This window comes from Nitrosomonas sp. JL21, from assembly GCF_009833095.1.
In the GTDB taxonomy this organism is placed as follows: Bacteria; Pseudomonadota; Gammaproteobacteria; order Burkholderiales; family Nitrosomonadaceae; genus Nitrosomonas.
Map to the genome: position 1 here is coordinate 47,995 of NZ_QRCB01000039.1, position 12,142 is coordinate 60,136.

Annotated in this window: 10 protein-coding genes; 2 read left to right on the top strand and 8 right to left on the bottom strand. The window is 51.3% G+C overall.

Features of this window, described 5'->3' with window-relative positions; genetic code table 11:
* Nucleotides 1-15: 15 nt before the first annotated feature.
* From ABF87_RS11715 to ABF87_RS11725, 3 genes are all read right to left on the bottom strand, one after another.
* Nucleotides 16-966 carry a homoserine kinase gene (locus tag ABF87_RS11715; RefSeq protein WP_160829306.1) on the bottom strand — a complete coding sequence of 317 codons (951 nt, stop codon included), beginning with the start codon at nt 964-966 and terminating at the stop codon, nt 16-18.
* A gap of 78 nt (nt 967-1,044) precedes the next feature.
* On the bottom strand, nt 1,045-1,437 hold the full coding sequence (locus ABF87_RS11720; protein WP_160829307.1) for a DUF2782 domain-containing protein: 393 nt from the start codon (nt 1,435-1,437) through the stop codon (nt 1,045-1,047).
* Nucleotides 1,438-1,607: 170 nt separating this feature from the next.
* The gene (locus ABF87_RS11725) at nt 1,608-2,327 is read right to left on the bottom strand and encodes a TIGR00730 family Rossman fold protein (RefSeq protein ID WP_160829308.1); all 720 of its coding nucleotides are present in this window, start codon (nt 2,325-2,327) and stop codon (nt 1,608-1,610) included.
* A gap of 16 nt (nt 2,328-2,343) precedes the next feature.
* Between ABF87_RS11725 and polA the strand changes: the two genes are divergently transcribed.
* The gene (gene polA / locus ABF87_RS11730; protein WP_160829309.1) at nt 2,344-5,079 is read left to right on the top strand and encodes a DNA polymerase I; all 2,736 of its coding nucleotides are present in this window, start codon (nt 2,344-2,346) and stop codon (nt 5,077-5,079) included.
* A 33-nt stretch (nt 5,080-5,112) separates the two neighbouring features.
* Here polA and ABF87_RS11735 read toward each other — a convergent pair whose 3' ends face one another.
* The 4 genes from ABF87_RS11735 to ABF87_RS11750 form a co-directional block, all read right to left on the bottom strand.
* Complete coding sequence (locus tag ABF87_RS11735; RefSeq protein ID WP_160829310.1) at nt 5,113-5,919, bottom strand: formate/nitrite transporter family protein; 807 nt, start codon at nt 5,917-5,919, stop codon at nt 5,113-5,115.
* A gap of 20 nt (nt 5,920-5,939) precedes the next feature.
* Nucleotides 5,940-7,184: a radical SAM family heme chaperone HemW gene (gene hemW / locus ABF87_RS11740; RefSeq protein ID WP_160829311.1), complete on the bottom strand. Its 1,245-nt coding sequence runs from the start codon at nt 7,182-7,184 to the stop codon at nt 5,940-5,942.
* A 14-nt stretch (nt 7,185-7,198) separates the two neighbouring features.
* Entirely contained in the window at nt 7,199-9,709 is a 2,511-nt protein-coding gene (locus ABF87_RS11745) for an FtsX-like permease family protein (protein ID WP_160829312.1), read from the bottom strand.
* An 82-nt stretch (nt 9,710-9,791) separates the two neighbouring features.
* Nucleotides 9,792-10,478: an ATP-binding cassette domain-containing protein gene (locus ABF87_RS11750; protein WP_160829313.1), complete on the bottom strand. Its 687-nt coding sequence runs from the start codon at nt 10,476-10,478 to the stop codon at nt 9,792-9,794.
* Nucleotides 10,479-10,521: 43 nt separating this feature from the next.
* Between ABF87_RS11750 and ABF87_RS11755 the strand changes: the two genes are divergently transcribed.
* Nucleotides 10,522-11,124 (top strand): arylesterase, encoded by a 603-nt coding sequence (locus ABF87_RS11755; protein ID WP_240143656.1) that lies wholly within the window; start codon nt 10,522-10,524, stop codon nt 11,122-11,124.
* Nucleotides 11,125-11,158: 34 nt separating this feature from the next.
* Here ABF87_RS11755 and ABF87_RS11760 read toward each other — a convergent pair whose 3' ends face one another.
* Nucleotides 11,159-12,124: an RluA family pseudouridine synthase gene (locus ABF87_RS11760; protein WP_240143657.1), complete on the bottom strand. Its 966-nt coding sequence runs from the start codon at nt 12,122-12,124 to the stop codon at nt 11,159-11,161.
* Nucleotides 12,125-12,142 lie beyond the last annotated feature (18 nt).

Here is a 12,142-nt window from a genome sequence, read left to right on the forward strand (position 1 = left end):
TCAAATAGCTGAATACTAGATCCAGAGCTTTTGCAAGCCGGTCATATTTGTGATGTGGTTGTGCAGTATATCTTTGAAGTGCTTTGGATCTTTCGCATGCGTAAGTTCCCCGGAGCGCGGCAGATGATAATCATACAGTCGCGAAATCCAGAATCGCAAAGCTGCTGCGCGTAGCATGGCAGGCCATGCCGCATGCTCATCCGCAGTGAGCCGCCGAATGGCATGATACGCCTGTATCAGCGTGAGTGTACCTGATTCATCCAGTGTTTTGTCCTCGGTCATGCACCAATCATTCACGGTAATCGCCAGATCATATAAAAACGCATCATTGCAGGCGAAATAAAAATCGATGATCCCGCCGATTCGATGGTCCGTGAAGAGTACGTTATCTCGGAACAAGTCGGCATGGATGACTCCAGCGGGTAATAATGCGGTTTGATGAGCCACCTGAAAATTGATTTCCGATTGCAGCAAGGCTCTTTCTTCGGCTGAGAGGAACGGCGTAATTTCGGGCGCTTTATCCTGCCACCAGGACAGTCCGCGCGGGTTTTGCATCGTATCTGGGTAGTGGCTGCCGGCGCGATGCATGCGGGCGAGAATCGTACCGACTTCCGCGCAGTGTGTCAGCGTCGGATGCGCTACTGAATGCCCCGGCAAGCGGGTGACGATGGTGGCGGGCTTGCCGTTCAATTCTCCGGACAACGAGTGATCCAATCGTAGAATCGGTGCTGGGCAGGGAATTCCATGCTCGGATAAATACGCCATTAGATTAAGGTAATAAGGCAATTCCCGCTGAGTGAGCTTTTCGAACAACGTCAATACGAACTTGCCCTGCGTGGTCGTGACAAAAAAATTGGTATTTTCAATGCCGGAAGAAATGCCTTGCAGCTCCAAAGGTTGGCCCAGGGCATAATTCTCCAGCCAAGCCGCTAGTTGCTGATGAGTAACGGGTGTGAAAACTGACATGTCAGAAGGGAATAAAAAACGCGAAACAATACCGGTTCATTCAACAGCACGGCAAATTTTTTTGCATGTCATTGAACATCAGAATTTAAGAAGCTGCCACATCGGCGGACTCACATTGATACCGGCATCACCCGCGTGCGTTGGATTGTCGGCAATGGTATTCTTCTTCAGATAATACGGCGGGCCGATGCGTGGAATCACTTTGATCATCAGAAGCTCTCCGTTGATCCGGTGTTCTTCGATGGTGTCTTCTCCCCGTTTGATAATCGTGACGTGTGTTTCCAATTCCGGATCAGACTGGATATCCGGTGGCGTTGAAGAGGGATCTGATAACGGCGGTAATTCAGGAATGTCGGGCAATGGGATCAAGTTATCGGGCTGCGAAGGCTTTTGCTGTTGCGTGGGTTGTTCGGATTGCGCCATCGCCAGCATGGAATAACTTAACAACATGATAATGAGTAATTGATGCATATCGGTTCCCGATGGGTCAGGGTAATTGAATATTCTACCTAAAATTGCCAGCGGCGGTTAAGGAAAGTCCGGCAAGCAGATGCCCGGTCATACTGCGCTTTGATATGAGCATTCGCTCCATGATGCTCATTTTCATCGTGTCAGTGCGTTTTGTCGTACCTAAATCGTCATCAAAGGTTGAGCTGCACTTCCCGTTCAGCGACAGTCGGTTCAAATCCGCTGCTTTCATAATATTGAAATATCGCATTCACGATCTGATCGGGTTCATCGATGATCTGGATCAGATTCATGTCTTCCGCCGAAATGAAGCCTTCCGCCACGAGCATTTTTTGAAACCAATCGAGCAGTCCTTGCCAGAATTCGGAATAGACCAGAATGATCGGCATTTTTCGAGTTTTTCCTGTTTGTACGAGCGTCAACGCTTCCATAAGTTCGTCCAGCGTACCGAATCCTCCCGGCAAAATCACATACGCGGTCGCAAATTTGACGAACATATACTTGCGGGCAAAAAAATGCCGAAACGTCTGGCTGATATCCTGATAGGCATTGTGGCGTTGTTCATGCGGCAATTGAATATTGAGCCCAATGCTCGGCGATTTGCCGAAAAAAGCGCCTTTGTTGGCGGCCTCCATGATTCCGGGACCACCGCCGGAAATGACTGCGAATCCGGCATCGGAAAGCTGTTTGGCGATTCGTTCCGCCAATTGATAATGCGAACTGCTGGGATCGGTGCGGGCGCTGCCAAAAATGCTGACGGCAGGCTGAATTGCGTCGAGGCGCTCCGTTCCTTCCACAAACTCTGCCATAATTCCGAATAAGCGCCATGACTCCTTTGCCGACCACGGCTTGTCGACTCTTGGATGAGTCGCTGATTTATCAAGTAAGCTCATAGGAAATATCGTATAAATGAAAACGTTATTGTTGGTTGATGGCTCATCCTATTTGTACCGCGCGTTTCATGCTCTGCCGGATTTGCGTAACCGTAACAATGAACCGACAGGCGCCATTCATGGCGTGCTGAATATGTTGCGGCGCTTGCATAAGGACTTTCAGGCTGATTATAGCGCGTGCGTGTTTGATGCAAAAGGTAAAACTTTCCGGGATGCACTGTATCCGGACTATAAGGCTCACCGGCCATCGATGCCTTCTGATCTGGCCTGTCAGATTGAACCTCTGCATGCCTGCATTCGGGCGATGGGCTGGCCCATGCTGATCATCGATGGCGTGGAAGCAGATGATGTGATCGGCACGCTGGCAAAACAGGCGGTCGATGCGGATATGCGTTGCATTATTTCGACCGGCGATAAGGACATTGCGCAATTGGTCAATCCTCATGTCACATTGGTCAATACCATGACCAATGACGTGCTGGACGAGGCCAATGTACTGGCAAAATTCGGCGTGCCGCCGGCGCTCATGCTCGATTATTTGATGCTGGTGGGCGATGCCTCCGACAATGTTCCCGGCGTGGACAAAGTGGGACCAAAAACGGCGGTGAAATTGCTGACGCAGTATGGGTCGTTGCAGAACATCATTGTCCATGCTCACGAAATCAAGGGCGCGATCGGAGACAATATGCGCAAGGCGCTGGCGTGGTTCGATACGTCGCGGCAACTCATCACGATCAAGTGCGATGTCGATTTGCCGATCAAGGTCACCGATTTGATCTCGCAACCTCAGGATATCGAGCAACTGATCCGGCTGTATGAGCAATTGGACATGAAAGCCTCGTTGCGGGAATTGCGTCAGCAAATGGATGAGCGTCAATCGGAATTATTTGCCGCAGGCAAAATTTCAGGAATAGAGCTGCAGGTTGGGCATTCGCCTGCAGTCCACGCGGGAATTTATCAGGCCATCCTGACGGAAGCTGAATGGAGTGAGTGGTTGTTACGGCTCGAAGCCGCGTCACTGGTATCAATCGATTGCGAAACCACCAGTTTGAATCCGATGCAGGCAAAGCTGGTCGGTATTTCGTTTTGTATCGACAGTCCGCATGCAGTCTATGTGCCGCTGGCGCATCATTATGCCGGCGCACCGCAGCAACTGTCGATGGACAGCGTGTTGAGCACATTGAAACCTTGGCTGGAAAATGCGGCAAAACCGAAAGTAGGCCAGAATCTGAAATACGATAAACATGTCTTAGCGAACCATGGCCTAGAATTAAACGGCATCGCGCACGACACCTTGTTGCAATCCTATGTGCTCGAATCGCACCGTCCGCACAATATGGATAACCTGGCCATGCGTCATTTGGATATCAAAACCATCAGCTACGATGAAGTCACTGGAAAAGGCGCCAGCCGCATTGGATTTGATCAGGTCGCCATCGATATCGCCACTGAATATGCTGCCGAAGATGCGGATATCACGTTGCGCTTGCATCAGGTGTTATACCCCGGCATTCAGCAAGAAGAACGGCTGAATTACATTTACCGAGAAATCGAAATGCCGGTTCTGGATGTGCTCTACGAAATCGAACGCAATGGCGTATTGCTGGATGCGCAACTGCTGCAGAGGCAGAGCCATGAGCTGGGTAAGCGGCTATGCGATTTGGAGCAACAAGCGCATCTGCTCGCTGGGCAACCCTTCAATCTGAACTCCCCGAAACAAATCCAGGAAGTGCTATTTGACCGGCTCAAGCTGCCAGTCATTAAAAAAACGCCGACCGGTGTTCCTTCCACCGATGAGGATGTGCTGCAGCGGTTGGCGCTGGATTATCCGTTGCCGAAATTATTGCTGGATTACCGCAGCCTCGCCAAGCTGAAGTCGACCTATACCGATAAACTGCCATTGATGATAGATCCGAATACTGGCCGGGTACATACCAACTACGCGCAAGCGGTGGCAGTGACAGGGCGCTTGGCAAGCTCCGAACCGAATTTGCAGAATATCCCGATACGAACCAGCGAAGGACGCAGAATTCGCGAAGCATTCATCGCGCCGCCAGGTCATCGCATCGTGTCAGCGGATTATTCGCAGATCGAACTCAGGATCATGGCGCATATTTCGCAGGATGATGGTTTGCTGAAAGCATTTGCCGCTGGCGAGGATATTCATCGTACCACTGCCGCCGAGATTTTCGGCATTCCGCTGGGTCAGGTCGATCCAGAGCAGCGCCGTTATGCCAAGGTCATCAACTTTGGCTTGATCTACGGCATGTCGGAGTTTGGTTTGGCGGCACAATTGGGCATCGAACGCAGTGCCGCACGTGCCTATATGGAACGGTATTTCGCCCGTTATCCAGGCGTGGAAAGATACATGCAGCAAACCCGCGAAAAAGCCAAGCGGCTGGGTTATGTCGAAACTGTTCTGGGCAGAAGGTTGTGGCTGCCGGAAATCAACAGCCCGAACGGAAACCGGCAGCAGGGAGCGGAGCGGGCCGCGATCAACGCGCCGATGCAAGGCACCGCGGCCGATATCATCAAACTGGCGATGATTGCCGTGCGCGATTGGCTGCACAACGAAAAGTTGCGCAGTAAACTGATCATGCAAGTGCACGATGAGTTGGTGCTCGAAGTGCCGGATGATGAAGTCGCGCTTATAAAGGATGCTTTGCCGCAATACATGGGTCACGTGCTACCGCTCGACGTGCCCTTGTTGATTGAGGTGGGCAGTGGTGATAACTGGGATCAGGCGCATTGAAGAAGCTTTGAAAACTATTGCTTCGACCATGCATTACTTGAGCGGATTGGTTTGCTGGTGATGACTCCAATACAGCATGAATCCAGTAAAGATCATACCACCGGTGAGATTGCCGGCAATCACGGGGATGCCATTCCATAACCACCAATCAGCGAAGCTGATGGGTGCGCCGAGCCACATGCCCGCGGGAATCACGAACATATTGACAATGGCATGTTCGTAACCGAGACCGAAGAACGTCATGATCGGCAGCCACATCGCCATGATTTTGCCGATGGTTGTGGTTGACGTGAATGCCATCACCGCGCCGAGTGTTACCATCCAGTTACACAGCATCGCGCTGACGAAAGCGGTGATCGTGCCATCAAGGCCAAGTTTCGCGTATTCGAGCGTTTTGGTTTCCGCGATAGTGATCGTGCGTTGCAACGCCGGGATCGTTGCCGGATCGATTGCTCCCATCTTGGTCGCAACGATGCAATACAAATAAGCATACGTGACGCTGCCGAGCAAATTGCCGATCAAGACCCAGCTCCAGTTGACGGCTAACCGATGGATCGAGGTGCGGCGGTCCTTGACGGCGATGGGAATCAACGCGAAATTTCCGGTCGCCAGTTCCAATCCGAGTAATATGATCATCACGAAGCCGACGGGAAACACCAATGCGCCGGTAATGCCCCAGCCGGTTTGCGTTGCCGCCAGAATCGCCAGTGTTGTGGCATAGCCGAGAAACGCACCTGATAAGAATCCCCGGATCAGCAATTGCTTTACCGGCAGGTTCGCTTTCTTGGCGCCGGCCTGCAGCATGCTTTCAACGATGTCTTCCGGTTTTACATAGGCCACGTGCTGCACTCCTTGGATGATTAAGTCGGGATCGACGATTGTAGCGCATCGCCGGGGGAATTGTTTTCCGGCAAGAAGATGTGCAGCAAATCATTCAGGAAGCGTTTGCCCAGTATCGTCGGTTTGATGCGAACTCGATCGTGCACCAACAAGCCGCGTTCCTCAGCTTCATTCAGTTGATGCTGGATTGCGGAAATCGGCAAGCCGGTGCGTTCCGAGAAGAGCGACGTATCAAAGCCGCCAGTCAGCCGCAACGCATTCATCATGAATTCGAAGCTTCGATCTGCAGGAGTGAGAATCTGTTGTGTCTGAATGGTTGATGCATTGGCCTGCGATTTGGCCAGATATTCTCTGGGCTGCTTATAGCGCATCCGGCGTACGATGGAATCGGCGAAACTGATTTTGCTGTGCGCGCCGGCGCCGATGCCGAGGTAATCGCCAAACAGCCAATAGTTGACATTGTGGCGGGATTCTTTTCCAGGCCGCGCAAATGCTGATGTTTCATAGTTGCGATATTGATGGTGGGCGGTAACCTGCTCGATCATATCCTGCATCGCGGCTGCGTGTTCGTCATCGGGAAGCTGAGGCGGGAAGCGGTGAAACAGGGTGTTGGGCTCGATCGTCAGATGGTAGGCGGAAATATGGTTCACCGCTTGAGCGCAAGCCGTTTCAATATCCTGTTGCGCTTCTTTCAGCGTCTGCCCCGGTAAGGCATACATCAGGTCGAGATTGATATTGTCGAAATTCGCCTGCGCAATCTTCACTGCTTGGTGTGCGTGCTGATCATCATGGACGCGTCCGAGTGCTTGCAGATGTTTGGCATTGAAGCTTTGAATACCGATCGATAAACGATTGATGCCGGCCTGGCGGAAATCGGCGAATTTCTGCGCTTCGAACGTTCCCGGATTTGCTTCCAAAGTGATTTCGGCAAAATGCTCGACCGGCAGCAAGGTCCGCACCGCCGTCAAGATCGTGTCGATCGCGCCGGCGCTCAGTAAGCTAGGTGTGCCGCCACCGAAGAAAATGCTGCTGAGCCGCCGCCCCCAGACATCCGACAAGGCGGATTCAAGATCACGAACGAGCGCCGTTACATACGCTTCCTCCGGTATTTTTCCACTCGGACTGCGGATCTCATGCGAATTAAAATCGCAATAAGGGCATTTCTTCAGGCACCACGGAATATGGATATACAAGCTCAGGGGTGGTAATGCCTTGAGTTTGGGTGTTTGTAACCCAGGAATCGATAGGAGTGAATTTGTCGTCATGAAGAAACAGGATATTAGGCAATTTTCCGTAATGTCAGCAGCGGTGGACTCGATAATGCTGCGCGGGTTCCGAGCAATCCGCCGACCAGTACACCGGTCAGACCGATGGACGTGCCGATTACCCAGATCCACGGATTGAACGTGTAATCGAGATGCAACGCATATTTGCCGATCACATAACCCAGTCCGCTGGCGCCGGCTGATGCAAACAAACCGGATAAACCGCCCAATATCGCGAATTCAGTCGCCCATGCCCGTAATAATTGCTCGCGTCTGGCGCCAAGCGTGCGGAAAATGGCGGCTTCATATATGCGTTCATCCTGAGTGGCGGCAATCGCGGCATAGAGCACCGCAAAACCGGCAAGCACCGTGAAAATGAATACGAATTTGATCGCTTCGGAAACCTGTTGGATCATCTGTTGCACTTGACCGATCACCAGGGCCACATCCACGACGAGAATGTTAGGAAACATTCGCACCAGTTCATGGATCATCGCAATTTCCGACGGCGGCACATAAAAACTGGTGATATAGCTGGCAGGGTAATCCTCCAGCAAACCGGGTGGCACGACAACGAAAAAATTGACTCTGAAGCTATCCCAATCGACTTTGCGCAGACTCGTGATTTTGGCTGAGAAATGCTGGCCGGCAATATCAAACGTCAACTCATCGCCGAGCTTGATGCGCAATGTTTTGGCGATGTCCGCCTCGATCGACATTTCAGTGTCGCGCGTATCCTTTTTCCACCAGCTTCCCTGCACGATACTGTTGTCCCGCGCAAGCTCGTCAGTCCAGGACAAGTTGAATTCGCGGCGGATATGCCGTTCTGCGTGAGTGTCGTCCGCATAATCTTGCGGCGATACATTCTTGCCGTTAATTTTGATTAAACGCCCGCGTATCATCGGGAACAGTGGCGGTCGTTCCATCGCATACTGCTGGAAGAACTCTTCCAAAGGCTGCAATTGGTCTGCTTGGATATTGACCAGAAAATGATTCGGTGCATCCGGTGGCAGGCTTGCATTCCAATCGTTGATCAAGTCATCCTGGATCAGCGTCAGTACCAGCAATGCCATTAAGCCCAATCCCAACGCAACCGCCTGTAAAACGCTGGATGCCGCCCGCCGATGAAGACTCGCCAGACCGTAGCGCCAGGCACCACCAGCCTGATGGCGCAGATTCGACAATAATTTGATCAACAACCAACCGACGCTGCCGAATACGACGATGGCGGACACAAATCCCGCGACGATATATAAACCCAGCTTCAGATCGTGCGCCTTCCAGATGAACAATAACAACAGCGCGGCCAGGCCCGCTCCATATCCCCATAGGCTGTGGGCGTTCGGTAATCCCACATCGCGGCGCAAAACGCGCAGCGCGGGAACGCTGCGCAAATTCAATACCGGTGGCAGTGCAAAACCCACCAGCAACACCAGGCCCACCAGCAGACCATGTATTGCCGGCCACCAGGTTGGCCACGGCAGTGCTGTTTCAACGATATCGGTCAACCAGTGAGCAAGAATCTGCTGCGCGGCAAAGCCGATCAAGCAACCCAAACCGCTGGCAATGATACCCAATGTAATGAAATAGGAGACATACATCGTCAATAATTGTTTCTGGCTGGCTCCCAGGCTACGCATGATGGCACATCCATCCAAGTGTCGCAGCGTAAAACGCCGAACTGCCAGTGCGATGGCTGCGGCTGCCAGCACGACGCTGACGAGTGCCGCCAAGCTCAGGAATTTTTCAGCGCGCTCCAAGGCGGCTTTGATTTCCGGGCGTGCATCGCGTATCCCCTCAATTTTCTGGTTTTTTGCCAATCGTCCTTGTGCCCACGTGCGAAACTGCTGCACTGTTTTCATGTCACCGGCCACCAGTAACTGATAGGACACGCGGCTACCTTCCTGAATCAATTCGGTGTCAGCCAAATCCTGCGTATTGATGATGGCGCGCGCGCCCATGTTGATGAATCCAACCGAATGATCGGGTTCGCGCACCACCAGTTCAGTGACCTTTAGTTGAATGGCGCCGATATCGACCACATCGCCTATTTTTAGATCAAGCCGCGTCATGACTTTCTCATCGGCCCAGATCGTGCCGGGTACCGGAATACCTTCGGCCACTTGAATTCCTGGGTTTGCATTCGCACCGGATGATGACCGGCCTGCTACGTGCACACGTCCTCGCAACGGATAGCCTTCAGCGACTGCTTTGATTTCTGTGAGAAGATTGCCGTCACCATTTGAAATCATGCTTGGAAATTTGGTCAGCGAGGAAATGGTCAAGCCCAGTTTTTCCGCTTCCTCAGCAAAATGAGGCGGTAAAGGCTTGCTGGACATCACCAACAAATCTGCACCCAATAATTGATTACTCTCTCGAGCAAGCGCCATTCCCACTCGATCAGCGAAAAAACCCACGGTGGTCAAGCCGCTGATGGCGATAATCAGCGCGAGCACGAGTACATTGAGTTCGCCTGCGCGCCAGTCACGGCGCAACATCCGAAATGAAAGCAGAAAATGATTCATGAAATCAGGTTATCGTATTGAGAATATTTCGAAGGGATCTTTTTGGTTACATGTTGCGTTCTCTGACGCGGGTAATTCAAATTCATTGCATCAACCTGCCATCCGCCATGCGAAGCTGACGGGAACAGCGCTTGGACAGCGCTTCGTCATGCGTGACCAGAACCAGCGTGGTGCCATGCTCGCGATTAAGCTCGAACATCAGTTCAATGATCTGTATACCCGTAGCTGAATCAAGATTGCCGGTGGGTTCATCCGCCAGCAATAATTTGGGCGCTGTCGCAAATGCGCGCGCGATCGCCACACGTTGCTGCTCACCACCGGACAATTGCTTGGGATGATGATGCAATCTCAGCGCCAGTCCGACACGATCGAGCAATCGACGCGCAGTTGCTTCGGCATTGCCGACGGACATCAATTCCAGCGGCAACATGACATTCTCCAGTGCAGTCAATGCCGGCAGCAACTGGAAGGATTGAAATACAAAACCCAGAATTTTTCCGCGCAATGCCGCGCGTTGATCCTCGTCCAACGCAAAAATATCGACTTCATCGAGGTGAACTTTCCCGGAGGTGGGCAAATCCAATCCGGCAAGCAACCCCAGCAATGTGGATTTGCCTGAACCCGATGCGCCGATGATGGCCACTGCTTCACCCATGTGAATATTCAAGTCGATGTTTTGTAAGATGGTCAATTGTTGATCGCCGGTATTGACTTGTTTAGTCAGTGCGTGAGTCCGTACAATAGGCTGTTCTGTCTCATTATTTGCCATGAAAAAAATTTTCCTGATTATTTTAGTTATTGTGGGTATGTTTATGACCCCGGCTATATTTGCAGCCCCGAAAATCATCCTGGTTTTCGGTGATAGTTTGTCTGCCGGTTACGGCATACCGGCAGAATCCAGCTGGGTTTCTTTGCTGACACAACGTGTGCAGTCCAAGTTTGCTGAATACCAGATTATAAACGCAAGCATCAGCGGAGAAACCACGCTCGGGGGACGAAACCGAATTAAACAAGCACTGCAGCAACATCGTCCCGACATCATCATTCTGGAGCTTGGCGCAAACGATGGGTTACGTGGCGCATCGATCAAGTCGATCCATGACAATCTTGCCCACATCATTGAAATATGCCAACAAAATAATACCTTGGTTTTGCTGGTCGGGATGCAATTACCTCCCAACTATGGCATTACCTATACCAAGAAGTTCCAGGGTATTTTTTCGCAATTGGCTGAAAATTATCAGATTAAATCGATTCCATTTCTTTTGGCCGGCTTCGGTGACAAGCACGAATTTTTTCAAGCCGATGGCATTCATCCCAACGAAATGGCGCAACACAACATTGTGGAAAACATTTGGGAAGTCTTGCTAATCATGTTGAATGATGCCCACGTTGCTACCCGTGCCGAGCCTTGAGGGTTAGATCAGACCAATTAGCCCCGATTAACATTTAATTGTTTGAGGGAATGCTCAGTGCATCGATGAATTTTTGCAGATCTTTCGGCAAGGGCGATTGCAGCGTCATACGCGTCTGTGTGATCGGGTGGGTAATCAGCAGGGTATGCGCATGCAGGAACATGCGAGCCAGATGCGCTTGCGGGCCTGCTTTTGCAAGTTTCCGATTGGTTTCAAAATCGCCGTACTTGTCATCCCCCAGAATCGGAAAACCCAGGTGAGCAAGATGTACCCGAATCTGATGCGTCCGTCCAGTTTTCAACTCAGCATCCAACAGGCTGAAATTTTTCCATGAAGTATGCAGCTTGAAAATCGTATGAGATTTCAACGCGTCATGGTCATTTTTCGCAATCGCGACGCGGCGTTCTCCTGCTGCAGTAACATATTTAGTCAACGCCAGCTTGACATGCTGCCTGGGATGGCGCCATTGACCCTGAACCATTGCCCAATAATGTTTTTCAGTCAGGCCTTCGCGGATCTGGCGGTGCAATTCCGTCAATGCGCTGCGCTTTTTTGCGAGTAACAATACGCCAGAGGTTTCTCTGTCCAGGCGATGCACCAATTCAAGAAATTTCCAGGAATGATTCTGTGCGCGCAATTGTTCAATGACGCCATGGCTAATACCGCTTCCACCATGAACCGCCATCCCGGCAGGTTTATCAAGCACTAGCAATGCATCGTCCTCGAATAATGTCTTGAAGGCAACGAAATTTGATGTGGCAACTGACCTGGTCGGGCGAGAATCAATGGGGGCTATCCTGATAGGAGGAATTCTGACCATATCATCGAGTTGCAGACGGTAATTGGCGGAAATCCGTTTGCCATTGATGCGAATTTGACCGCTTCGTAGTAACTGGTAGATATGGCTCTTCGGGACACTTTTACAATGCCTGAACAGAAAATTATCGATTCGCTGATCGTTTTCGTTCTCCGTGACACACCATTTTTCTACGGTTGTCATGGAATGATCTGTTTTCTG

Bases quoted from the DNA above. Each gene is read 5' to 3' on its own strand.
- ABF87_RS11715 (WP_160829306.1), bottom strand. From the start codon at position 966: ATGTCAGTTTTCACACCCGTTACTCATCAGCAACTAGCGGCTTGGCTG.
- ABF87_RS11720 (WP_160829307.1), bottom strand. From the start codon at position 1,437: ATGCATCAATTACTCATTATCATGTTGTTAAGTTATTCCATGCTGGCG.
- ABF87_RS11725 (WP_160829308.1), bottom strand. From the start codon at position 2,327: ATGAGCTTACTTGATAAATCAGCGACTCATCCAAGAGTCGACAAGCCG.
- polA (WP_160829309.1), top strand. From the start codon at position 2,344: ATGAAAACGTTATTGTTGGTTGATGGCTCATCCTATTTGTACCGCGCG.
- hemW (WP_160829311.1), bottom strand. From the start codon at position 7,184: ATGACGACAAATTCACTCCTATCGATTCCTGGGTTACAAACACCCAAA.
- ABF87_RS11745 (WP_160829312.1), bottom strand. From the start codon at position 9,709: ATGAATCATTTTCTGCTTTCATTTCGGATGTTGCGCCGTGACTGGCGC.
- ABF87_RS11750 (WP_160829313.1), bottom strand. From the start codon at position 10,478: ATGGCAAATAATGAGACAGAACAGCCTATTGTACGGACTCACGCACTG.
- ABF87_RS11755 (WP_240143656.1), top strand. From the start codon at position 10,522: ATGACCCCGGCTATATTTGCAGCCCCGAAAATCATCCTGGTTTTCGGT.
- ABF87_RS11760 (WP_240143657.1), bottom strand. From the start codon at position 12,124: ATGACAACCGTAGAAAAATGGTGTGTCACGGAGAACGAAAACGATCAG.